This window comes from Streptomyces sp. NRRL S-37 (genome assembly GCF_000721605.1).
Lineage (GTDB): Bacteria > Actinomycetota > Actinomycetes > Streptomycetales > Streptomycetaceae > Streptomyces.
Window position 1 is genome coordinate 286,085 of the sequence record NZ_JOIZ01000006.1, and the last position, 23,031, is coordinate 309,115.

General features: G+C 71.4%; 22 protein-coding genes and 1 riboswitch. Of the genes, 7 read left to right on the forward strand and 15 right to left on the reverse strand.

Features of this window, described 5'->3' with window-relative positions; genetic code table 11:
• Positions 1-13: 13 nt before the first annotated feature.
• The 7 genes from IH50_RS0111880 to nagB form a co-directional block, all read right to left on the reverse strand.
• Positions 14-1,027, reverse strand: coding sequence for a ribonucleotide-diphosphate reductase subunit beta (locus tag IH50_RS0111880; protein WP_030860240.1), 1,014 nt, complete (start codon positions 1,025-1,027; stop codon positions 14-16).
• Positions 1,027-3,387 carry a ribonucleoside-diphosphate reductase subunit alpha gene (locus IH50_RS0111885; RefSeq protein WP_030860242.1) on the reverse strand — a complete coding sequence of 787 codons (2,361 nt, stop codon included), beginning with the start codon at positions 3,385-3,387 and terminating at the stop codon, positions 1,027-1,029. Before IH50_RS0111885 ends, IH50_RS0111880 begins: the two co-directional genes overlap by 1 nt.
• A gap of 122 nt (positions 3,388-3,509) precedes the next feature.
• A riboswitch (cobalamin riboswitch) is annotated at positions 3,510-3,678 on the reverse strand.
• 15 nt (positions 3,679-3,693) lie between these two features.
• Complete coding sequence (locus IH50_RS0111890; RefSeq protein ID WP_030860244.1) at positions 3,694-4,200, reverse strand: GNAT family N-acetyltransferase; 507 nt, start codon at positions 4,198-4,200, stop codon at positions 3,694-3,696.
• Between the two features lie 78 nt (positions 4,201-4,278).
• On the reverse strand, positions 4,279-5,907 hold the full coding sequence (gene mctP, locus IH50_RS0111895; RefSeq protein WP_030860246.1) for a monocarboxylate uptake permease MctP: 1,629 nt from the start codon (positions 5,905-5,907) through the stop codon (positions 4,279-4,281).
• Positions 5,904-6,170, reverse strand: a complete 267-nt coding sequence (locus IH50_RS0111900; protein WP_030860248.1) for a DUF3311 domain-containing protein — start codon at positions 6,168-6,170, stop codon at positions 5,904-5,906. Before IH50_RS0111900 ends, mctP begins: the two co-directional genes overlap by 4 nt.
• Before the next feature lie 204 nt (positions 6,171-6,374).
• Entirely contained in the window at positions 6,375-7,139 is a 765-nt protein-coding gene (locus IH50_RS0111905) for a GntR family transcriptional regulator (RefSeq protein ID WP_030860249.1), read from the reverse strand.
• A 157-nt stretch (positions 7,140-7,296) separates the two neighbouring features.
• Positions 7,297-8,082, reverse strand: coding sequence for a glucosamine-6-phosphate deaminase (gene nagB, locus IH50_RS0111910; protein ID WP_030860251.1), 786 nt, complete (start codon positions 8,080-8,082; stop codon positions 7,297-7,299).
• 501 nt (positions 8,083-8,583) lie between these two features.
• Here nagB and IH50_RS0111915 point away from each other — a divergent pair.
• Entirely contained in the window at positions 8,584-10,059 is a 1,476-nt protein-coding gene (locus tag IH50_RS0111915) for a sensor histidine kinase (RefSeq protein WP_030860253.1), read from the forward strand.
• Positions 10,060-10,225: 166 nt separating this feature from the next.
• Here IH50_RS0111915 and IH50_RS0111920 read toward each other — a convergent pair whose 3' ends face one another.
• On the reverse strand, positions 10,226-10,483 hold the full coding sequence (locus IH50_RS0111920) for a WhiB family transcriptional regulator (RefSeq protein ID WP_030219886.1): 258 nt from the start codon (positions 10,481-10,483) through the stop codon (positions 10,226-10,228).
• 318 nt (positions 10,484-10,801) lie between these two features.
• The gene (locus tag IH50_RS0111925; RefSeq protein ID WP_030860255.1) at positions 10,802-11,770 is read right to left on the reverse strand and encodes a diacylglycerol/lipid kinase family protein; all 969 of its coding nucleotides are present in this window, start codon (positions 11,768-11,770) and stop codon (positions 10,802-10,804) included.
• A 115-nt stretch (positions 11,771-11,885) separates the two neighbouring features.
• Between IH50_RS0111925 and IH50_RS0111930 the strand changes: the two genes are divergently transcribed.
• Positions 11,886-12,332, forward strand: a complete 447-nt coding sequence (locus tag IH50_RS0111930) for a hypothetical protein (RefSeq protein ID WP_030860257.1) — start codon at positions 11,886-11,888, stop codon at positions 12,330-12,332.
• A 361-nt stretch (positions 12,333-12,693) separates the two neighbouring features.
• On the opposite strand, the gene IH50_RS0111935 is transcribed toward IH50_RS0111930, so the two are convergent.
• From IH50_RS0111935 to IH50_RS0111945, 3 genes are all read right to left on the reverse strand, one after another.
• Positions 12,694-13,833 (reverse strand): RNA polymerase sigma factor SigF, encoded by a 1,140-nt coding sequence (locus IH50_RS0111935; protein WP_078913938.1) that lies wholly within the window; start codon positions 13,831-13,833, stop codon positions 12,694-12,696.
• 17 nt (positions 13,834-13,850) lie between these two features.
• Complete coding sequence (locus IH50_RS0111940; RefSeq protein WP_004925829.1) at positions 13,851-14,264, reverse strand: anti-sigma regulatory factor; 414 nt, start codon at positions 14,262-14,264, stop codon at positions 13,851-13,853.
• 258 nt (positions 14,265-14,522) lie between these two features.
• Positions 14,523-14,783 (reverse strand): UBP-type zinc finger domain-containing protein, encoded by a 261-nt coding sequence (locus IH50_RS0111945; RefSeq protein WP_030860259.1) that lies wholly within the window; start codon positions 14,781-14,783, stop codon positions 14,523-14,525.
• Positions 14,784-14,843: 60 nt separating this feature from the next.
• Here IH50_RS0111945 and IH50_RS0111950 point away from each other — a divergent pair, with 60 nt between their 5' ends.
• A complete protein-coding gene (locus IH50_RS0111950) occupies positions 14,844-16,436 on the forward strand; it encodes a Na+/H+ antiporter (RefSeq protein ID WP_030860261.1) in 1,593 nt (530 codons plus the stop codon).
• A gap of 24 nt (positions 16,437-16,460) precedes the next feature.
• Here IH50_RS0111950 and IH50_RS0111955 read toward each other — a convergent pair whose 3' ends face one another.
• The 3 genes from IH50_RS0111955 to IH50_RS0111965 all read right to left on the reverse strand — a co-directional run bounded on the left by IH50_RS0111955 (position 16,461) and on the right by IH50_RS0111965 (position 18,513).
• Complete coding sequence (locus tag IH50_RS0111955; protein ID WP_030860262.1) at positions 16,461-17,372, reverse strand: 1-aminocyclopropane-1-carboxylate deaminase/D-cysteine desulfhydrase; 912 nt, start codon at positions 17,370-17,372, stop codon at positions 16,461-16,463.
• Positions 17,369-17,794 (reverse strand): DUF6010 family protein, encoded by a 426-nt coding sequence (locus tag IH50_RS0111960; RefSeq protein ID WP_030860264.1) that lies wholly within the window; start codon positions 17,792-17,794, stop codon positions 17,369-17,371. The genes IH50_RS0111955 and IH50_RS0111960 overlap by 4 nt, the downstream gene beginning before the upstream one ends.
• Before the next feature lie 140 nt (positions 17,795-17,934).
• Positions 17,935-18,513, reverse strand: coding sequence for an N-acetylmuramoyl-L-alanine amidase (locus tag IH50_RS0111965; RefSeq protein WP_037872279.1), 579 nt, complete (start codon positions 18,511-18,513; stop codon positions 17,935-17,937).
• Between the two features lie 306 nt (positions 18,514-18,819).
• On the opposite strand from IH50_RS0111965, the gene IH50_RS0111975 reads away from it, so the two are divergent.
• The 4 genes from IH50_RS0111975 to IH50_RS0111990 all read left to right on the forward strand — a co-directional run bounded on the left by IH50_RS0111975 (position 18,820) and on the right by IH50_RS0111990 (position 22,991).
• Positions 18,820-20,226: a family 2B encapsulin nanocompartment shell protein gene (locus IH50_RS0111975; protein ID WP_030860267.1), complete on the forward strand. Its 1,407-nt coding sequence runs from the start codon at positions 18,820-18,822 to the stop codon at positions 20,224-20,226.
• Between the two features lie 238 nt (positions 20,227-20,464).
• Positions 20,465-21,472 (forward strand): family 2 encapsulin nanocompartment cargo protein polyprenyl transferase, encoded by a 1,008-nt coding sequence (locus tag IH50_RS0111980; protein WP_234328139.1) that lies wholly within the window; start codon positions 20,465-20,467, stop codon positions 21,470-21,472.
• A 190-nt stretch (positions 21,473-21,662) separates the two neighbouring features.
• Positions 21,663-22,277, forward strand: coding sequence for a GNAT family N-acetyltransferase (locus IH50_RS0111985; protein WP_030860271.1), 615 nt, complete (start codon positions 21,663-21,665; stop codon positions 22,275-22,277).
• 177 nt (positions 22,278-22,454) lie between these two features.
• The gene (locus IH50_RS0111990) at positions 22,455-22,991 is read left to right on the forward strand and encodes a hypothetical protein (RefSeq protein WP_051767280.1); all 537 of its coding nucleotides are present in this window, start codon (positions 22,455-22,457) and stop codon (positions 22,989-22,991) included.
• Positions 22,992-23,031 lie beyond the last annotated feature (40 nt).

The following is a 23,031-nucleotide window of genomic DNA, read 5'->3' on the forward strand; positions in this document are numbered from 1 at the left end:
GAGGCCCGGCTCCCTAGAAGTCCTCGTCCAGGTCGACCGTGCCCTCCACGGCGACCTGGTACGCGGACGGGCGCCGCTCGAAGAAGTTCGTCAGCTCCTGGACGCCCTGGAGCTCCATGAAGGAGAACGGGTTCTCCGAGCCGTACACCGGCGCGAAGCCGAGGCGCACCAGCCGCTGGTCGGCGACGCACTCCAGGTACTGCCGCATCGACTCGGTGTTCATGCCCGGCAGCCCGTCCCCGCACAGGTCCCGCGCGAACTGCAGCTCCGCCTCGACCGCCTCGCGCAGCATGGCGGTGACCTGCTGCCCCAGCTCCTCGTCGAACAGCTCCGGCTCCTCCTTGCGCACGGTGTCGACCACGTCGAAGGCGAAGGACATGTGCATCGTCTCGTCCCGGAACACCCAGTTGGTGCCGGTCGCCAGCCCGTGCAGCAGACCCCGGCCGCGGAACCAGTAGACGTAGGCGAACGCCCCGTAGAAGAACAGGCCCTCGATGCACGCGGCGAAGCAGATGAGGTTGAGCAGGAAGCGGCGCCGGTCCGCCTGGGTCTCCAGACGGTCGATCTGCTCCACCGAGTCCATCCACGTGAAGCAGAACTCGGCCTTCTCCCGGATGGACGGGATGTTCTCCACGGCCGCGAAGGCCGCCGCCCGGTCGTCCGGGTCGGGCAGGTAGGTGTCGAGCAGCGTCAGGTAGAACTGGACGTGCACCGCCTCCTCGAAGAGCTGCCGCGACAGGTACAGCCGCGCCTCCGGGGAGTTGATGTGCTTGTAGAGCGTCAGCACCAGGTTGTTCGCCACGATCGAGTCGCCCGTCGCGAAGAACGCGACCAGCCGGCCGATCAGGTGCTGCTCCTCGGGGCTGAGCTTCGCCAGGTCGGCGACGTCCGAGTGGAGGTCGACCTCCTCCACGTGCCAGGTGTTCTTGATGGCGTCCCGGTAGCGCTCGTAGAAGTCCGGGTAGCGCATGGGGCGGAGCGTCAGCTCGAAGCCCGGGTCGAGCAGGTTCTTCGTGGTGCTGGTCATTACTGGCAGGCCTCGCAGGACTCGGGGTTTTCCAGGGAGCAGGCGACGGCCTCGGGGTCGGCCGCCTGCGGGACGGGGACGGTGGTCCGGGCCGCCGCGCGGGCGATCCGGGTCGCCGGGCGCGAGCGCAGGTAGTACGTGGTCTTCAGGCCCTGCTTCCAGGCGTACGCGTACATCGAGGAGAGCTTGCCGATGGTGGGCGTCTCCAGGAACAGGTTGAGCGACTGCGCCTGGTCCAGGAACGGGGTGCGGGCGGCGGCCATGTCGATCAGACCGCGCTGCGGGATCTCCCACGCCGTGCGGTACAGCCGCCGCACGTCCTCGGGGATCCAGGCGAAGTCCTGCACGGAGCCGTTGGCCTCGCGCAGCGCCTCACGGGTGCGGGCGTCCCACACGCCGAGCCGCTTCAGATCGTCCACCAGGTACGAGTTGACCTGGAGGAACTCCCCGGACAGCGTCTCGCGCTTGAACAGGTTGGACACCTGCGGCTCGATGCACTCGTACACGCCCGCGATCGACGCGATGGTGGCGGTGGGCGCGATCGCCAGGAGCAGCGAGTTGCGCATCCCGGTGGCCGCGATCCGCGTCCGCAGCGCCGCCCAGCGCTCCGGCCAGGTCAGCTCGGCGTCGTAGTGGTCGGGGTGCAGCACGCCCCGGGCGGTACGGGTCTTCTCCCAGGCGGGCAGCGGGCCGCTCCGCTCGGCGAGGGCCGCGGAGGTCTCGTACGCGGCGAGCATGATCCGCTCGGCGATCCTCGTGGACAGCGCCTTCGCCTCGGGGGAGTCGAAGGGCAGCCGCAGCTTGAAGAAGACGTCCTGCAGGCCCATGGCGCCGAGACCGACGGGACGCCACCGGGCGTTGGAGCGGCCCGCCTGCTCGGTCGGGTAGAAGTTGATGTCGACGACCCGGTCGAGGAACGTCACGGCGGTACGCACCGTCTCGTCGAGGCGCTCCCAGTCGATGTCCCCCCGGTCCACGAAGGCGCCGAGGTTGACCGATCCCAGGTTGCAGACCGCCGTCTCCCCGTCGTCGGTGACCTCCAGGATCTCCGTGCAGAGGTTCGAGGAGTGGATGACGTGGCCCGGCTCGGCGGTCTGGTTCGCCGTGCGGTTGGCGGCGTCCTTGAAGGTCATCCAGCCGTTGCCGGTCTGCGCGAGGGTGCGCATCATGCGGCCGTACAGCTCGCGGGCCGGGAGGGTCTTCCTCGCCAGGCCCTTCGCCTCGGCCGCCCGGTACGCCGCGTCGAACTCCTCGCCCCACAGGTCGACCAGCTCCGGCACGTCCGCCGGGGAGAACAGCGACCAGGACGCGTCGGCGTTCACCCGGCGCATGAACTCGTCCGGTACCCAGTGCGCGAGGTTCAGGTTGTGGGTGCGGCGGGCGTCCTCGCCGGTGTTGTCGCGCAGCTCCAGGAACTCCTCGATGTCGGAGTGCCAGGTCTCCAGGTAGACCGCCGCCGCGCCCTTGCGCCGGCCGCCCTGGTTCACGGCGGCGACCGAGGCGTCCAGCGTCTTCAGGAACGGGACGATGCCGTTGGAGTGCCCGTTGGTGCCCCGGATCAGCGAACCCCGGGCGCGGATGCGGGAGTACGACAGGCCGATGCCGCCGGCGTGCTTGGAGAGGCGGGCGACCTGGTGGTAGCGGTCGTAGATGGAGTCCAGCTCGTCCTTGGGGGAGTCCAGGAGGTAGCAGGACGACATCTGCGGGTGGCGCGTGCCGGAGTTGAACAGCGTGGGGGAGGAGGGCAGGTAGTCCAGGCGGCTCATCAGCCCGTACAGCGCGGCGACCTCGTCCACGGAGCGGGTGCTGTCGTCCTCGGCGAGTCCGGCGGCGACCCGCAGCAGGAAGTGCTGGGGCGTCTCGACGACCTTGCGGGTGAGCGGGTGCCGCAGCAGGTAGCGGCTGTGCAGGGTGCGCAGGCCGAAGTAGCCGAAGCGGTCGTCGGCGCCGGTGTCGATCAGCGCGTCCAGGCGGTCCGCGTGCAGGCGGACGAACGCGGCGGTCCGGTCGGCGATCAGACCCTCGCGGTGCCCGGTCGCGACGGACCCGGTGAACGAGGTGACGCCCTGCGAGGCGGCCTCGGCGCGGATGCCGAGGGTCAGCAGCCGGGCGGCGAGCCGGGAGTAGGCCGGGTCCTCGGAGATCAGCCCGGCCGCCGCCTCGGTGGCCAGCTCCCGCAGCTCCGCCTCGTCGGCGGAGGCGGAGCGGCCGCGCAGCGCGGCGGCGGCGACCCGGCCGGGGTCGGCGTCCGGCAGGTCGGCGGTCAGCTCGGTCAGGGTCCGCAGCAGCGCGGCACCGGGGCCGCCGCTCTCCTCGGGCACGTCGATCGCTGAGGCCGGATCGGCTGGCGCGATGGTCACGTGGGGCTCTCCCTCGCTCGGCACGGGGCCTCGAAGAGCGCAGGGGGCAGTACACGAGCGCACGCGGCGTCGCGTCCACCGGCCCATTCCGCGAGGCCCGGACGTTCACGCACCCGGACCGGACGGCCGGGTGCGCTGTCGGCAGGTCCTCGGACTGACGCCCAGGCACACGCGTACGCGGGCATGGGTACACCGTTGCGGGACAGTCCCGGATTCACACCGGATTCCCCTGCGGCGACAGCGAGCATGAGCATACATCTTGTGTCGGGTGCCGTCGGCAACCCCATATGTTGTGTCGCGGAGGTGTCAGAGCGTCAACTCGTAGGTGAGGAGAGTGATGTCGTCCAGCTCCGGCAGGGGGTTCCAGTCGCGCTCCGGGGTGCGGGTGAAACCGAGCCGCTCGTAGATGCGGTGGGCGGCGCGCATGGTGCGCTGGGTCGACAGCACGACCCGTACGCAGCCCTCGGTGGCCCGCGCCCGGTCCACGCAGGCCCGCACCAGGGCCTCCCCGGCGCCCCTGCCCCGGCCCGCGCGGGCGACCGCGAGCATCCGGATCTCCGCCTCGCCCGGCCCCGCTATGTCGGCCATCGGGCCGGGGCCCGGCACGAAGGTCACCCCGCCCAGCACCGTCCCGTCCGCCACGGCGGCCAGCACCTCGGCGGCGGCCGCCCGCTTCCCCACGTCCCGCAGCTCACCGAGGTATGCGTCGCTCTCCCCGAAGTCGAGCAGCCCGTCCAGCAGATAGGCCTGCGCGGTGATCTCACCGAGCTCCGCGTGCTCGCCGGGCTCCACCGGCCGGATGACGATGTCCATGAGGGGAGTGTGCCGGACGGGTACGACAACGGGCCGCCGGATTTCTCCGGCGGCCCGTCGCTCACGGTACGTACGGCGTCAGTGCGCGCTGCCCGCCGTGGCCGGCGGGAGCTCCACCTGGACGCCGGGGTCGCCCGCGTCCGCCGTGTAGTCCTGCGGCCTGGTCTCGTCGACGCCCTCGGGCGCCTTGAGCGCCCTCATGACGAAGGTCAGGACGACCGTGACCAGGACGTTGAGCACGAACGCGGTGAGGCCGATGTAGCCGATCTCGCCGATGCCCGGGATCTCCTCCGACGACCCGCCGAAGTGCTTCTGCGTCGGCGAGGCCACCCCGTACGCGGCAACCGTGCCGTAGATCATGCCGACCGCCCAGCCGCCGATCAGCGCCCAGCGGTGGAACCAGCGGGTGAACAGGCCGCCCACCAGCGCCGGGAAGGTCTGCAGGATCCAGATGCCGCCGAGGAGCTGGAAGTTGATCGCGACCGTCTTGTCCATGGTCAGGACGAAGACCAGCGCGCCCACCTTCACCAGCAGGGACACCAGCTTGGAGACCTGGGTCTCCTGCTTCGGCGTCGCGTCCGGCTTGATGAAGTCCTTGTAGATGTTGCGGGTGAACAGGTTCGCCGCCGCGATCGACATGATCGCCGCCGGCACCAGCGCGCCGATGCCGATCGCCGCGAAGGCCACGCCCGCGAACCAGTCCGGGAACATGTTCTCGAACAGCTGCGGAATGGCCAGCTGGCCGTTGCCGACCTTGACCCCGGCCGCGATCGCCATGAAGCCGAGCAGGGCCAGCAGGCCCAGCATCAGGGAGTACAGCGGCAGGATCGTGGTGTTGCGACGGATCACCTCACGGCTGCGCGAGGAGAGCGTCGCCGTGATCGAGTGCGGGTACATGAACAGCGCGAGCGCCGAGCCGAGCGCCAGCGTGGCGTACGTCCACTGGCCCGCCTCACCCGGTACCGTCGCGCCGCGCGGCGCGCCCGTGGCCGGGTTGGTCTGGCCGAACGCCTCGCTCGCCTTGGCGAAGATCTCGTCGAAGCCGCCCAGCTTGATCGGGATGTAGATGATCGCCACCGCGATCACGATGTAGATCAGCGTGTCCTTGACGAACGCGATCAGCGCGGGGGCCCGCAGACCCGACGAGTACGTGTACGCCGCCAGCACGCCGAAGGCGATCAGCAGCGGCAGGTCCTTGACGAACCAGTTGGTGTCCTCGCCGCCGCCGACGCCCATCACGTCCAGCACGGCCTGGATGCCGACCAGCTGGAGCGCGATGTACGGCATCGTCGCCAGGATGCCGGTGACCGCGACGGCCAGTGACAGCCCCTTCGAGCCGAACCGGCCGCGCACGAAGTCGGAGGTCGTCACATAGCCGTGCTTGTGCGACACCGACCACAGCCGGGGCAGGAAGGTGAAGATCAGCGGGTACACCAGGATCGTGTACGGCACCGCGAAGAAGCCGGCCGCGCCCGCCGCGTAGATCGCCGCCGGTACGGCCACGAACGTGTACGCGGTGTACAGGTCGCCGCCGAGCAGGAACCAGGTGACCCAGGTGCCGAAGGACCGGCCGCCCAGGCCCCACTCGTCGAGGCTGTGCTCGTTCTCGGCCTTGCGCCAGCGCGCGGCCATGAACCCCATGGCCGTGACCAGCAGGAAGAAGAAGATGAAGACGGCGAGTGCCACGCCGTTGACGCCGTCGTTCACTGCGACGCACCGCCCTTCGCGGCCGAGCGGGCGCGCTGGTCACGCTGCCAGAGCTTGTACGCGATCATCGTCAGGGCGGTGGAGATCAGCACCCACAGCATCTGGTACCAGTAGAAGAACGGGATGCCGATGAACGTCGGGTCGGTCTTCGCGTAGGACCCGACCCACAGCATGGCCACGAACGGTGCGACGAGACAGAGGGCGATGACGACGCGTACGGGCGTCACCACCGGCCCTTCTGCGGTTTCTGGGGCTTGTGACATCAGACGGTTCCCGTCCCCTCACTGATCACCGGCGTTGATGCGCGGAAATGTAGGTCAGGGCGTAGCACGGTCGTAACCCCTCGTCCGCATAGCGGTACCCAGGCGCCGCTCAAACGAAAGGCAACAGCAACGAAAACCTTGTCAACCGCCCGGTTCGCCGGTTTTGCGGAACCCGTCGAAGGTGAGTGCGGGGCGGGTCCGGGCTCAGTCCTGGGGACGCTTCAGGCGCGCGACGAACTTGTACCGGTCGCCCCGGTACACCGACCGCACCCACTCCACCGGCTGTCCGTCGCGGTCCCGTGAGTGCCGGGACAGCATCAGCATCGGCAGGCCGACGTCGGTGCCGAGCAGGCCGGCCTCGCGCGGGGTGGCCAGGGACGTCTCGATGGTCTCCTCGGCCTCCGCGAGATGGACGTCGTACACCTCGGCGAGGGCGGTGTAGAGGGAGGTGTACTTCGTCAGGCTGCGGCGCAGCGCGGGGAAGCGCTTGGCGCTCAGGTGGGTGGTCTCGATGGCCATCGGCTCGCCGTTGGCCATGCGCAGCCGCTCGATGCGCAGCACCCGCCCGCCGGCCGTGATGTCGAGCAGCCCGGCGAGCCGGTCGTCGGCGGTGATGTAGCCGAGGTCCAGCAGCTGCGAGGTGGGCTCCAGACCCTGGGCGCGCATGTCCTCGGTGTACGACGTGAGCTGGAGCGCCTGGGAGACCTTGGGCTTGGCGACGAAGGTCCCCTTGCCCTGGATGCGTTCCAGGCGCCCCTCGACGACCAGCTCCGAGAGCGCCTGGCGCACGGTGGTGCGCGAGGTGTCGAACTCCGCCGCCAGGGTGCGCTCGGGCGGGACCGGAGTGCCGGGAGGCGCCGTCTCGGTCATGTCGAGCAGGTGCTTCTTCAGCCGGTAGTACTTAGGCACACGCGCGGTACGGACCGTGGGCCCACCCTCGTTCTCCGTACTGCTGACGTCGGTGCTCATGCTCTGCCTTCCCGGCTCCGGGTGCCGAAACGACCGACATCCCCATCGGCCGCGGCTGACATCGTGGCACGGCTCGGGGCGGGGGTGCGCCCCGCACGCTCCGTGATCCCCTTTGTATACCCCTGGGGCGAGGGATGGTCCAGACCACGGAGGGCGGTCAGATCCCCTGCCACCGCGGCTTGTTGGCGTAGGTGTGCCGGAAGTAGTCGGCGAGCTTCAGCTTGGCGGCGGCGGCCTCGTCGACGACCACCGTGGCATGCGGGTGCAGCTGGAGCGCGGACGCCGGGCACACCGCCGCCACCGGCCCCTCGACGGTCGCGGCGACCGCGTCCGCCTTGCCCTCGCCGGTGGCGAGCAGGACCAGGTGACGGGCCTCCAGGATGGTGCCGATGCCCTGGGTGATGACGTGGTGCGGGACCTGGTCGATGTCGCCGTCGAAGAAGCGGGCGTTGTCCACCCGGGTCTGCTCGGTCAGCGTCTTGATCCGGGTGCGGGAGGCGAGCGAGGAGCAGGGCTCGTTGAACCCGATGTGCCCGTCCGTGCCGATCCCGAGGAGCTGGAGGTCCACGCCGCCGGCCGCGGCCAGCTCCCTGTCGTACGCCTCGCACGCGCCCTGCACGTCCTCGGCGGTGCCGTCGGGGCCCATGAAGGCGTCCATCCCGATCCCGAGCGGCTCCAGCACCTCACGCCGCAGCACCGAGCGGTAGGACTCGGGGTGGTCGGCGGGCAGCCCCACGTACTCGTCGAGCTGGGCGATCCGTGCCCGGGAGGTGTCCACGGCACCGGATTCCACCTGGGCCGCCAGCGCCTGGTAGACGGGCAGCGGCGTCGAACCGGTCGCCACGCCCAGCAGGGCGTCGGGCTTGCGTCGCAGGAGCTGTGCCATGGCCCCGGCGATGAGCTCGCCGCCCGCCTTGGCGTCCGCAACGATGACAACTTCCACGGTGGGCCTGCCGATCTTGAGGAGGACTCGACTGGGACCGGATCCGCGAGCACGGATCCGCAGGGTGGTGCAATGTGGTTTAGACCAATCTCAATCTAACAGAGCGGGCGTGCCGGCCGCGCGCCGAAATTGCCCTGTCCGACCGGCCCCGCGCGGGAACCCCACGGGTTAGGCTGCGTGACGGACGCCCGTACGGCCCCGGTGGGACGAACGGCGTCCGACGTAATCGGTCCGACGCATTTACAGGGACAGTGGTCTAGTCCACAATGCGTAGCAGGACGCACCAAGCCTGCCTTCCCCGCACAGGAAGGCGGAACCGAGGAACCGGAGCTCTCTGCCCTGACTGCCCCGGCTCCTCGTCCCTCGGCCGACCGGGACCGCACACCCCACGGCCGATGTTGCTCCGGGCTGCGGTGCCGGGAGGGTTGAGGGTCCCTCTCAGGCGCCGCGGCCCGCGGGTGTTCTCGGAGGTGGCGCCGGCCCCCGGGTACGCTCGCTGACGTGCCCTCCATGAACGAACTCGTACGCCAGCACACCGCCCTCGACGACACCGATCTCGAGTGGCTCCATCTGCTGGTCTCGGAGTGGCAGCTGCTCTCCGACCTCTCCTTCGCCGACCTGGTCCTGTGGGTCCCCACCCGCGACGGCACCCGCTACGTCTCCGTCGCCCAGATGCGGCCCAACACCGGCCCGACCTCCTACCAGGACGACATGGTCGGCCATCTCGTCCCGCGCGGACGCCGTCCCATGCTGGACGCGGCCCTGGACGAGGGCCGGATCGTGCGCGAGGGGGACCCGGAGTGGCGCGAGGAGGTCCCCGTACGGGTCGAGTCCATCCCCGTACGGCGTGAGGGGCGCGTCCTCGGGGTCATCGCGCGCAACACCAACCTGCTCACCGTGCGCACTCCGAGCCGGCTGGAGCTCACCTACCTCCAGAGCGCCTCGGACCTCGCGCAGATGATCGCGGCCGGCGCCTTCCCGTTCGCGAACCAGCAGCTCGAGATGGACGCCTCGCCCCGGGTCGGCGACGGGCTGATCCGCCTCGACGCCGACGGCATCGTCCAGTACGCCTCCCCGAACGCCCTGTCCGCGTACCACCGCATGGGCCTCGCCGCCGACCTGGTGGGTCATCACCTCGGCCGGACCACCGCCGAACTGGCACCCTCCCGCGGGCCGGTGGACGAGGCGCTGGCCAAGGTCGCCAGCGGCTGGGCACCGCGCGAGTTCGAGATCGAGGCACACGACGGGGTGATCCAGTTCCGGGCGATCCCGCTCAAGCCGAAGGGGACGCGCATCGGTTCGCTGGTGCTGCTCCGTGATGTCACGGAACTCCGCCGCCGCGAACGCGAGTTGATCACCAAGGACGCGACCATCCGGGAGATCCACCACCGGGTGAAGAACAACCTCCAGACGGTGGCGGCGCTGCTGCGCCTGCAGGCACGGCGCATTGGGTCCGAGCGCGGCCGTGCGGCTCTGGAGGAGGCGGTGCGCCGGGTGGGGTCCATCGCGATCGTGCACGAGACGCTGTCCCAGAACCTGGACGAGCGCGTGGAGTTCGACGAGATCGCCGACCGCGTCCTCGCGATGGTCGCCGAGATCTCCCCGGGCAAGGTCACCGGCCGGCGCACGGGCCGCTTCGGCATACTCGACGCCGAGGTCGCCACCCCGCTGTCGATGGTGCTGACCGAGGTACTGCAGAACGCCCTGGAACACGGCTTCCGCGAGGGCGAGACCGGCACCGTCGAGGTGTCGGCGGTCCGCGGCGGCACCACCAAGGAGACCCGCCTGCTGGTCACCGTGCAGGACGACGGCGTGGGTCTGCCCGAGGGCTTCGACCCGCACACCGCGGGCAACCTCGGTCTGCAGATCGTACGGACCCTGGTGGAGGGCGAGTTGGGCGGAACCTTCGACATGGTGCCGGCGCCGGAGCGGGGGACCAGGGTGATCCTGGACATCCCGGTGCAGTCGGACAAGTAGCGGGCGCGGACCCGCAGATGTGTGCGGGTCCGCGTGGACGGCGAAGAGCCCCGGACCGCTGAAAGCGGTCCGGGGCTCTTGCTCAACTGCGCGCTGCGGCTCGGGGCGGGAGATGCGTACGCGCCGTACGCGCCGCCAAGCTCAGGCTGTCAGCAGGGGTGGGTTGTCAGGCGGATGCCTGACGGGCCCGGTTGCGGGCGGCACGGCGCTTCATCGCGCGACGCTCGTCCTCGCTGAGACCACCCCAGACGCCGCTGTCCTGACCGGACTCGAGTGCCCACTGCAGGCAGCTCTCGATCACCGGGCAGCGACGGCAGACGGCCTTGGCTTCCTCGATCTGCAGCAGCGCAGGACCGGTGTTGCCGATGGGGAAGAAGAGCTCGGGGTCTTCCTCGCGGCAAACGGCGTTGTGACGCCAGTCCATGGCTGCTACCTCTCCTGGGTATGTACTGCGATTGCTTGTGAATGTGAACGCTTTCACGAATCCCTCGACAAGGGAAGGGCCGACCGCCAGGTTCACTGGCGTCGTCCTTGGGTTTGAAGAGGGGTTCCGGTGATCTGTCGAGGCCGGTGTTGCGGGCCGTCCCGATCGCCAAGAAGAGACTCGCAAACCTCGGCGGCGGATACAACCCCTTCCGGAAAGTTTTTTTTGATTCTTCGGTGTCGACTAGGTCACAGCCGTACTTCCATGGGGTGGATCCTGGCCTAAACGTTCGACTGAAAGGACTTTGGCCCTTTCTGCTCACACAATCACACGCAGTGCACGGCGTACGCCTGTGAACGTCACGCTGGTTCGCAGCCCCAGGTGGTCACCGTCCATCTGGAGGGGTAGCGGCACCTTCGAATGCAAGGTGAAGGACGTCAGATCGTGCCGGGAGACCGCATGCCTGCCGCGGGGTCCGCGCTCCGGGGACGAAGTGAGCAACTGGGTGCCATACCGGGCAACCGCGGCGGTGGAGAGCCGGTGCAGACCGAAGAGATCGAGCGCCGTATCGAACGAGGCCTTAGGCGACGCGTAGATCGGGCGATTGCCGAGAAACGTCCATGGCGAGGTGTTCGAGACTATGGAGAGCGCGAGATCGGTGACCGGTTCCTCGTCCGGGTGCTCGAACGTGATCACCCCGTTCCGCCGGTGCGGATCGCCGAGCAGTTGACGCACCACCTGGCGCATGTACAGCGCGTGGGTCGATTTCCTGCCGCGCTCCCGCTGCTGCTCCACCCGGCCGACCACACCGGCGTCGAAGCCCAGCCCCGCGTTGAAGGTGAACCAGCGGGCCGGTACGGCCTCGTCGTCCGAGCCCGGCGTGCCCGAGGTCAGACCCAGGCCGACGGTGCGCTCACGGCCCTCGCGCAGCGCGTCCAGCAGGACGCCGGTGGCCTCCACGGGCTGGTTCGGCAGGCCCAGCGCGCGGGCGAAGACATTGGTGGAGCCGCCGGGAACCACGGCGAGACCGGGCAGGTGCTCCGGGTCGGGCCCCGCGTGCAGCAGACCGTTGACGACCTCGTTGACCGTGCCGTCCCCGCCGAGGGCCACCACCAGGTCGATGTCGTCGCTCTGCGCGGCCTGCCGGCCGAGGTCGCGCGCGTGCCCGCGGTACTCGGTGGTGACCGCCTCCAGCTTCATCTCGCTGGCGAGCGCGTGGATCAGTACATCGCGCGTGCGCGCACTGGTGGTGGTTGCCGCCGGGTTGACCACGAGAAGTGCACGCATGACGTGCAGGGTACCTACTCAGTGGTACCGGGCCCAGACCGAGTCGGGGCGGAGGGGGTAGACGGGGCGTGAGCCTCACCACGGGGGCGTGCGCGGCGAGGGCTACCCTTCAGGGGTGAGCAGTGAGCAGACCCCCCCCACCACCACCCCGGACGCCACCGGCCCCCGCCCGCGCCGTCTGACGTACGCCGCGGCGCTGGCCGCCCTGGAGGGGCTCGCGCTGGTGGCCGGCGGCGTGTGGATGGCGGTCCTCGCCCTCACCGGCGAACCGGACGACCGCCAGCAGGCGGTCACCGGCGGGGTGACGCTGATCGTGCTCGCGCTGCTCCCGCTGCTCGCCGCGCGGGGACTGTTCGCCCGGCGGAGCTGGAGCCGCGGTCCCGCCGTCATCACGCAGATCATCGCGCTGCCGGTGGCCTACAACCTGCTGCGCTCCGACAGCGTGGCCATTCCCGCTGGAATCGCGCTCGCCGTCGTGTCCGTCACCGCGCTCGTTCTGCTGGTCAACCCCGAGACGACCCGGGCCCTCGGCATCCGGGGGCCCGGGAACGCCGAGAAGTAGCATCCGCCCCGGATCCTGCCGGGGGCGCGGAGGTCCGGCGTGCACCCTCCCCGGGAGGGACCCGGCGGCGGTGTCGTCGGTCGCCGGCTCCCCACGCTCGACTGCTCCTCCCGGCTTCGTTCGAGCGGGAGGACTCCCGTACACGGGAGGGAGCCCCGCCGGTCGTGGCACGGGCGGTCCAAGCTTCGAGAGGACTCCCGTACGCGGGAGGGAGCCCCGAGGGTGTGGAGGTGTGCGGCCTGTCCCGGTCGGGGACCCCGCGCGCGGGAGGGAACCCCATGACCCCCGCCCGGCCCGGCCGCCGGGCGCCGTCACCCGGGGCGGCCCGATCCGGGAGACGGACCCCGGCGCCCGCGCCGGGTCACTCCTCCACGAGCAGCTTCTCCCGGAGCTGGGCCAGGGTGCGGGCCAGCAGCCGGGAGACGTGCATCTGCGAGATGCCGACCTCCTGCGCGATCTGCGACTGGGTCATGTTGCCGAAGAAGCGCAGCAGCAGGATCCGCTTCTCGCGCGGCGGCAGGTCCTCCAGCAGCGGCTTGAGCGACTCCCGGTACTCCACGCCCTCCAGCGCCTCGTCCTCGGCGCCGAGGGTGTCGGCGACCGCCGGGGACTCGTCGTCGGTGTCGGGGACGTCCAGGGACAGCGTGGAGTACGCGTTCGCGGACTCCAGGCCCTCCAGGACCTCCTCCTCGGAGATGGCCAGCTTCTCGGCCAGCTCGTGCACCGTGGGGGAGCGGCCGTGGAGCTGCGACAGCTCCGCCGTGGCCGTGGTGAGCGACAGCCGCAGCTCCTGCAGCCGGCGTGGCACCCGCACCGCCCAGCCCTTGTCGCGGAAGTGCCGCTTGATCTCGCCGACGACCGTCGGGGTCGCGTACGTCGAGAACTCCACGCCCCGGTCGGGGTCGAAGCGGTCGACCGACTTGATCAGCCCGATGGTGGCGACCTGGGTGAGGTCGTCCAGCGGCTCACCCCGATTGCGGAAGCGGCGCGCGAGGTGCTCGACGAGCGGCAGATGCATGCGCACCAGACGATTGCGCAGCTCCGCGTACTCGGGAGTGCCGTCCTGCAGCGTGCGCAGCTCGAGGAACAGGGCGCGCGCCCCGCTGCGGTCCTGCGGGTTGTGGTGCGCGTGCCCGCCCTGGGCGCCCGGAGCACCGGGGGTGCTCCGCGTGCCCCGGGCGGCGGGCGCCCGCGGCGCCTCGTCCTCGGCGTGTCGCTCGTGCTCGCTCATCGTCCCGCCCGTCGCCCTTCCCCGAGCGCTCGCCTCGTCCCCCGCTGCCGGCCTGGCCCTGGCGGGGGCGCCCCCCTGGCCCGGAGCGACCCCGGCCGGCCCGGCCGCGGGCGCGCCCCGCGCGGCACCGCCGGACTGCCCGCCGCCCGGGGCGACGGCCTCCGTGGAGTCGTCCTCCGGATGCGGCCGGGCCTGCTCGGGGATGCCGTCGATGCCGTCCGGCACGCGCTCGGCCGGCAGCTCCCGTGTGCCGCGTTCTTCGTCCCGCACCGGCCCGTCCTCGCTCCTCACGCCGGCCCGGGTCCCGCGCCGCGCTGTTTGTAGAGGCTGATCGACACGGTCTTGTCCTCGTCCACGGCGGAGGAGACCTTGCCGGCGAGCGCGGACAGGACGGTCCAGGCGAAGGTGTCCCGTGAAGGGGCGTGACCATCCGTGGTCGGCGCCGAGACGGTCACCTCGAGCGAGTCGTCGACGAGCCGGAAGACACAGCTGAGCACCGAACCCGGCACGGCCTGCTGAAGCAGGATCGCGCAGGCCTCGTCGACCGCGATGCGCAGGTCCTCGATCTCGTCGAGGGTGAAGTCCAAACGGGCCGCGAGACCGGCCGTGGCCGTACGCAGCACCGACAGGTAGGCCCCCGCGGCCGGCAGCCGGACTTCCACGAAGTCCTGGGTCGCGGGCTCGCCTGCGATCTGGGACACCCTCACCTCCAAGGTGGTACAAGCGTTTCAGGGCCTGATGCGCCCCCGGGTAACGCGCTACGTGGTTCAGCGGTGACGCTATCGCGCTCTCGACGGTCCTGTCCCCGGGACCCCGACCCGTCTGCTGTCACTCATAGTAAAACTATGAATACGCTCCGTGGCTAGGGGTCTGCGGCTCCCAAATGGGAAGAGCGTGCGCCGCATTGACGTACCCAGACGTCAGACGGTCGAACCGTCCGGCACCGGGGTCGCTCCGGGTCACACCAGTACGTGGTCCACGAAGCACCAGCGCCAGTCCTCGCCGGGCTCATGGGTCCTCATCACGGGGTGGCCGGTTTCCTTGTGGTGCTCCGTGGCGTGCCGGTTCGGCGAGGAGTCGCAGCACCCGACGTGGCCGCAGGTGAGGCAGAGGCGCAGCTGCACCGGATCGGTGCCGTCCCGCAGGCACTCCGGACACGTCTCACCGAGCGGGACGGGTTCCGGGTGCGGCAGCGCGTCGGCGTGCGTGCACTGTTTCATGATTGCCAGATTACGACGCCCGCGCGGGGAGCCGCGCGGAAAAACGAGGGTGGGCCCGACATGGATGTGATGCCGCTGCTGTTGCTGGTGGCGGGCAGCGCCGCGATCGCCGCGGCCGCCCGGCGCACCCCGGTGCCGCCACCGCTGCTGCTGGTCGCCGCCGGGCTGGCGGTCAGCTACCTCCCCGGCGTGCCCGAGTACACGCTCGACCCGCACATCGTCCTGCCGCTCATCCTGCCCCCGCTGCTGCACACGGCGGCCACCGACAGCTCCTACCTCGACCTGCGGGCGCAACTGCGGCCGGTGGCGCTGCTGTCGGTGGGGTACGTGCTGTTCGCGACGTTCGCCGTCGGCTGGGTGCTGTACCTGATCGTGCCGGGTCTGCCGCTGACCGCGGCGCTGGTGTTCGGCGCCGTGGTGGCCCCACCGGACGCGGTCGCGGCGACGGCGGTGGCACGCCGGGTGGGTCTGCCGTCCCGGATCACCACCATCCTCCAGGGCGAGTCCCTGCTGAACGACGCCACCGCGATCACCGCGTTCCGGGTCGCCGTCGCGGCCGCGGTGGGCGAGGGCGCCACCTGGGCCGGGGGAGTCGGCGAGTTCCTGCTCGCGGCGGTCGGCGGGCTGGCGGTCGGCCTGGTGCTGATGGCGCCGCTGCACTGGCTGCGCACCCACGTGAAGGAGGCGCTGCTGCAGAACACGCTCTCCCTGCTGATCCCGTTCGTCGCCTACGCCGTCGCCGAGCAGGTGCACGCCTCCGGCGTCATCGCCGTGGTGGTCGTCGCCCTCTACCTGGGGCACCGCGCGTGGGAGGTCGACTTCGCCACCCGTCTCCAGGAGGAGGCGGTGTGGAAGATGGTCGCGTTCGTCCTGGAGTCCGCGGTGTTCGCGCTGATCGGGCTGCAGCTTCCCGTCGTCCTGAGAGGACTCGGCGAGTACGAGGGCATCGACGCCGTCTGGTACGCGGTCGCCGTCTTCGCGGTGGTCGTCGTGATCAGGTTCCTCTGGGTGTACCCGGCGACCTGGCTGCCGCCGCTGCTGTCGGCGAGGATCAGGGAGCGCGAGGGGAGGCCCGGCTGGAAGGCGCCGTTCGTCATCGCCTGGGCCGGCATGCGGGGCGTGGTCTCACTGGCCATCGCCTTCTCGATCCCGGTCGCCGCCGAGGGCGAGGACTTCCCGCAGCGCAACCTGCTGCTCTTCCTGACCTTCACCACCGTCATCGGCACCCTGGTCGTGCAGGGACTGACGCTGCCCCCGCTGATCCGGGTCCTGAAGCTCCCCGGACGCGACGCGCAGGCCGAGACCCTGGCCGAGGCCAACGCCCAGGCACAGGCGTCCCGGATCGCCGAGCAGCGCCTGGACGAGCTCCTCGCCGACGAGCGCAACGCCCTGCCCGCACCGCTCGCCGAACGCCTGCGCGCCGTCCTGGAGCGCCGCCGCAACGCCGTCTGGGAACGGCTCGGGCAGGTCAACCCGGTCACCGGGGAGTCGGTGGACGACACCTACCGGCGGCTGTCCCGGGAGATGATCGGCGCGGAGCGCGAGGTGTTCGTCCGCCTGCGCGACGGCCGCTACATCGACGACGAGATGCTGCGCGCGCTGCTGCGCCGGCTGGACCTGGAGGAGGCGGCGGCGTTCCGTGAGACGACCTAGCCGGCACGATCCGCCGGACGGGCCCTAAGGGAAGGGCCTGCCGGTGATCACCGCGGCGACCGTGCTCCCGCGCGGGAACGCGTTCTCCTCCACCAGGGCGACAAGGGCGTAAAGCACCTTGGCGACATAGAGACGTTCGACCGGGATGCCGTGACGGTGCTCGAAGTCCCTCGCGAACACGTCGAGTTCCGGGGGGACGCGGGCGTAGCCGCCGAAGTGGAAGCGGTCGTCGAGGCTCCAGTCGCCGCGCGGGCCGCCGAACGCCTCGTTCTGCAGGGTCCGTATGTCATCGGCCAGGAAGCCGCCCTTGAGCACGGGTATGCCCAGCGCGCGCGTCCCGCCGCCGAGCCCGGCGGCCAGTCCGGCCAGCGTGCCGCCGGTGCCGCAGGCCACCGCCGCCACGTCCGCCCGGCCGGCCAGCTCCTCCCCGAGCGCCCGGCAGCCGCGTACGGCCGCGGGATTGCTGCCGCCCTCGGGCACGACGTACGCGTCCTCGGCGTCCGCCGCGCGGAGCACGGCCGCCAGGGTCTCCGGCTCGGCCTTGCGGCGGTACGCCGACCGGTCGACGAAGTGCAGCCGCATCCCGTCGGCCGCGCACCGGGCCAGCGAGGGGTTGAGCGGGCGGCCGGCGAGTTCCTGCCCGCGCACCACGCCGACCGTGCGCAGGCCGAGCAGCCGGCCGGCGGCGGCCGTGGCGCGCAGATGGTTGGAGTACGCGCCGCCGAAGGTGAGCACGGTCCGCCCGGCCGCCTCTTCGAGGTTCGGCGCGAGCTTGCGCCACTTGTTGCCGACCAACTCGGGGTGGATCAGATCGTCCCGCTTCAGCAGGAGCCGTACCCCGTGCCGCTCGAACCGCCCGTCCGCGGCCTCCCGCAGCGGGGAGGGCAGCCGCGGGCGCAGGCCCGCGAGGGCGTCGGGGGTGTCGGAGCCGGTCACCGGGCCATTGTCGCCCGCGGCTCCTCACGGTTTCGGCCGCGGTCCCGGAACATGCCGGTCAGGGAGGGACCGCCCCGCAGGCACCACAGCGCGATCACCGGGTCGCAGATCGCACAGCCCAGGGACGACGTGTGGGCGAACGGGATGATCGGGTTGCCCTTGACGTGGTGGACGACGTCCCACGCGGTGTGCAGCAGCCAGCCGACGCCGATGAACGTCCAGGAGTCCAGGCCGCGGAAGGCCACGTAGGTGACCAGCGCCGTGAAGGCGAACTCCCAGCCGCCCAGCCCGCCGCCGCTGAGGTAGGCGGCGCCCGCACCGGCGACCATGAGGGCGTTCAGGCGCCGCCGGTGCGGTTCACGGACGAGGGACATCAGCAGGGCGTAGAGGACACCGATGCCGACCGGGGCGACGTACTGCATGGCGAGGCCTTTTCCTGGGACCGTCGGGGACGGTTCACCACGCTAGGAGCGGGCCGCCACGGGCCCCAGGGGAGCGGGCGACAGATTCCGACGGGTTGTCGCCAGCCAGGCCGTGCGCCGTGTGCCGTCGCGCCCGCGCGTCACTTCAGCCGGTCGCCGATCCGTTTCCGCATCGAGCCCATCGTGAACCCGCGCGGGTCCACCTTCCCCGGCTGCCACTCCAGGTGCCCGATCACCGACCGCTCGTTCCAGCCGTGATGACGGCACACGGCGGCCGCGGCCTTCTCGATGGCCTCCAGCTGGGCCGCCGGCCAGGGATCCTCGCCGTCGCCGAGGTTCTCGCACTCGAAGCCGTAGAAGTGCCGGTTGCCGTCGGTGTTCGCCTCGTTGTCCGCCGGCAGCGCCCTCTCGGCGATCACCGCGCGGAGCACGTCGTCGTCGCCGAGCCCGGCGTGGTTGGCCCTGCCGTAGCCGACGAGGTGGACCCGGCCGTCCTTGGTGATGACGCCGTGGCACAGGGGGCCGGGCAGACCCTCGTAGCCCTTGCGGCAGATGTCGACCGTGCGGGCGCTGCCCTTGGTCACGGTGTGGTGGATCATCACGCCGTGGACCGGGCCCCACGGGCCCTTGTGGTTGCGGTTGTGGTCGCGCCAGTCGCCGACCTCGACGACCGTGAGTCCTTCCGCCTTCAGAGCGCGCAGGAACGCGCTCGCGGACATGGGTGGGGCCATGACCGCCCTCCTTCGTGCCGGGCGGCGGCCGCCCGGCGCGACCGCTCGCCACCAGGCCTATACCTGAAAGGAGTGAGTTCACCTACTCGTCCGTCTCCTGTACGAGCCGATCCGGACAATTTCCTTCCGGTACGGCGCCGTCGAACAGGCGCCCATGTCTGCCCAGTCCTCCCAAGATCCAATCCCGCTCGATCGGGTAATGGTGTGCGCACGCTGCGTGAGGAAGGCTTGATCGCGCAATGCCACGCCCGGCACGGCCGGGTGCGGGATCACCATCGGGGAGGGCAATTCTCTATGTCGGTAGGCGAAGAGGTCCGCACGGAGCAGACCAGGCAGCAGCAGAGCCTCGGTACCGCGGCCGCGCGGAACCTGGCCACCACGACCAAGTCCGTGCCGCAGATGCAGGAGATCAGCTCACGCTGGCTGCTGCGCATGCTGCCCTGGGTCGATGTGCAGGGTGGTACATACCGGGTCAACCGACGGCTGACGTACGCCGTGGGCGATGGCCGGATGACGTTCGTGAAGACCGGCGACCGCGTCGAGATCATTCCCGCGGAACTGGGCGAGCTTCCGGTGCTGCGGGGGTACGAGGACGGCGAGGTGCTGACCGAGCTGGCCGCCCGCTGCCGGCAGCGGGAGATCGAGGCCGGCCAGGTCGTCGCCTCCTTCGGCAGCCCGGCCGACGAGGTGTACCTGCTGGCGCACGGCAGGGTGGAGCGGGTCGGCACCGGCCCCTACGGCGAGGACGAGTCCCTCGGAGTCCTCGCCGACGGCGCCTACTTCGGCGAACAGGCGCTGCTGGGCGGGGACGCCATCTGGGAGTACACCGCCCGCACCCTCACCGCCTGCACCGTGCTCGTGCTGCCCCGCGAGGCCGTCGAACAGGTCGCCGAACGGTCGGACACCCTGCGCGAGCACCTCAGCCGGCGGCTCACGGTCCCCGGGCAGCGCACCAACAGGTACGGCGAGAAGGAGATCGACCTCGCGGCCGGTCACAGCGGAGAGCCGGACATCCCGCACACCTTCGTCGACTACGAGGCCAGGCCACGCGAGTACGAACTCAGCGTCGCCCAGACCGTGCTGCGCATCCACACCCGCGTGGCCGACCTCTACAACCAGCCCATGAACCAGACGGAACAGCAGATCCGGCTGACCGTCGAGGCGCTGAAGGAGCGCCAAGAGCACGAACTCGTCAACAACCGCGACTTCGGCCTGCTCCACAACTGCGAGTACGACCAGCGGATCCAGCCGCACAACGGCGTGCCGAGCCCCGACGACATGGACGAACTGCTCAGCAGGCGGCGCGGGACCAGGCTGCTGCTCGCCCACCCGCGTGCGATCGCCGCGTTCGGCCGCGAGCTCAACAAGCGGGGACTCGTCCCCGAGACCATCGACATGGGCGGCAACCGCATCCCCACCTGGCGGGGGGTGCCGATCTTCCCGTGCAACAAGATCCCGGTGACCGAGGCCCGGACGACCTCCATCATCGCCCTGCGCACCGGCGAGGAGGAGCAGGGCGTCATCGGACTGCGGGCCGCCGGGATCCCCGACGAGATCGAGCCGAGTCTGTCCGTGCGGTTCATGGGCATCAACGAACAGGCCATCATCAAGTACCTGGTTACGGCCTACTACTCGGCCGCGGTCCTGGTACCGGACGCGCTCGGCGTCCTGGAGAACGTCGAGATCGGCCGTTGGCGGTGACCTGCCGCCGACTCCCGCCCCGCATGCCGTGTCCCCGCCCGTCCGGGCGGGTACACCTCGGGGGTACGCGCTCGACGGGTGCGGAAGCACCGCACCTCCGCTCCTTCACCGAGCCGGTCCCAGGGGGAAGTCGATGACGGAGTCCATCGCGGAGCCGAAGACGGGGCTTACGGCGGAGAACACGGCCGAGACGCAGGCGGTGCCGGAGCAGCGGCCCGGCGACGGGCACGAGGCGACGATGCTGCTGGAGCGGGCGCGGGCCGCGGTCGACCCGGTGCTGCGGGCCGCCCTCGGCTCGCTGCCCGGCCCGATGCGCCGCGTCGCGCTCTACCACTTCGGCTGGGAACAGGAGGACGGCAGCCCGGCCGGGGGCGGTTCGGGCAAGGCGATCCGCCCCGCCCTGGTGCTCGCCGCGGCCTCCGCCCTGGGCGGGCCCGTGGCCCGGGCGTCCGCCGTGCGGGCGGCCGCCGCCGTGGAACTGGTCCACAACTTCACGCTGCTGCACGACGACGTGATGGACCGGGACACCACCCGCCGCCACCGGCCCACCGCCTGGACGGTCTTCGGGGACGCCGACGCGATCCTCGCCGGGGACGCCCTCCAGGCGCTCGCCCTGCGGCTGCTCGCAGAGGACTCCCATCCGGCGGCCTCGGCGGCGGCGGCCCGGCTCGCGGACTGCGTGGTCGAGCTGTGCGCGGGGCAGCACGCCGACACGGCCATGGAGCAGCGGGACCCCGGCGAGGTCACCCTCGCCGAGACGCTCACCATGGCCGAGGCCAAGACCGGCGCCCTGCTCGGCTGCGCCTGTGCGATCGGGGCGCTGTACGCGAACGCCCGGGACGCGGACGTGGCGGCGCTGGACGGGTTCGGCCGGGAGGCGGGACTGGCCTTCCAGCTCATCGACGACGTGATCGGCATATGGGGCGATCCGCGCCGCACCGGCAAGCCGGCCGGCGCGGATCTGGCCGCCCGCAAGAAGTCGTTGCCGGTGGTCGCCGCGCTCACCTCCGGCACCCCGGAGGCCGCGGAGCTCGCCGCCGTGTACACGACCCCGTACCACGAGGAGGACGACCTGGAGGAGATCGCGCTGGCCGTGGAGCGGGCGGGCGGCCGGGACTGGGCGCAGACCCAGGCGGCCGACCGGATGGCCCGGGCGATGCAGGAAGTGGCCCGCGCGGTGCCCGACCCGGAGGCGGCGGGCGGGCTGCTGGCCCTGGCCGAGTTCGTGACACGGCGCACCACCTGACGGCCCTTCGGCCGTCTCCCCGGCCCCGGACCCACGGTGCCGTGCGGCTCCTGACCCCGTACGGCACCGTGGCTCCGGCCCGGCGGGCCCCGCACTTCCCCACGATGTGCGGGGCCCGCCCTCCCCGAGCCCGTCCCGCACTAGGCTCGACGACCGTACGTTCAGCGACGGTTGAGGCGAAGGGGCGGACATGGGCGTGGCGATCCGGACGGCTGGGGACGGAGACCGGGAGCTGATCGTCCGGCTCCTGGACGAGGCGTTCCAGGACGACCCGGTCAGTGGCTGGGTCTTCCCCGGCGACGAGTACCGCCGTACGACGCACCACAGGCTCATGGCCGCCTTCACCGACGTCGTGCTCGCCGAGGGGCGTGTCGACCTCACCGAGGACGGCTCGGCGTGCGCCCTCTGGATGTCCGTACCGGCGGAGGAGCCCGGGCACGGCGGGGAGCAGCAGGACGACGACGATTTCGCACGGATGCGCCGGGCCGTCGACCCGGACAACGAGCGTGTGGAGCTGATCGGCCGGCTCACCGCGGACATCCACCCCTCGGGGCGGGCCCACGAGTACCTGTGGATGATCGGCGTGGCACCCGGCCGCCAGGGCGAGGGGCTCGGCACCGCGCTGATCGGCTCCGTCCTCGACCGCTGCGACCGGGAGGGGCTGGCGGCGTACCTGGAGGCGAGCAGCGAGCGCAGTGCCCTGCTGTACCGGCGCCTCGGCTTCGAGACCACCGGAGAGCCCCTGGCCCTCCCGGACGGCCCGTACATGTGGCCCATGTGGCGCGAACCCCGCACCACCGGCTGACGGACAGGCCGGTCCGGGGCCGGGGAGCCGGCCGTCGGCGGGTCCGGGACCCCGGAAGGGACGTTCGGCCCTGGCCGTCGGCGCGCGTCGGGACTTCACTGGCTCGCGGGTAGCGCCCGCCGGCCGTACCGAGGGATCCGGCGGGTGTCGGACGACGAGGCCGGCGGGGGCATGACGATGACGACGACGGGCGACAACGGCACGACGGGCGGGAACATCGCGGTGGTGGGGCACGCCGACCTGACCCCGGACACGCTCCTGCTGGTGGAGTCCGTGCTGCGGACCCGGCTGGCGCGACGGCCCGCCCCGGCCGTGGCCATGGTGCGCACCGGCGCGGGGACGCCCCTGGCGTCCGGCCGGGCCGCGCGGGCGGCGGGGTGCCCGCTGGCCGTGGTGATCCCCGCGCGCATCGGGATGCCGGCCCTGCCGCCCCGGCGGGACCGGACGGCGGCCGGCGAACTGCTGACCCTCGCCGACGAGGTGCGCCTGCTGACCTACGACCCGGTGGACCGCGGCTCCTGCATCGGCGCGGACGAACGGCTCGTCGCCTCCAGCGGTCTCCTCCTGGCCGTCTGGGACGGTTCCCCGTCCGACGGCCGCGACGCCACCGCCCATCTGGTGACCTACGCCCGCGCCCGGGGCGTCCCCGTGGAGATCGTGTGGCCCGCGGGGGCCGCCCGGGAAGCACCGCCGGCCCTCCGCGCGGAGGGCTGACGGCGGGAACAGGGACCATCGGCCCCCGCCCGGGGACCCT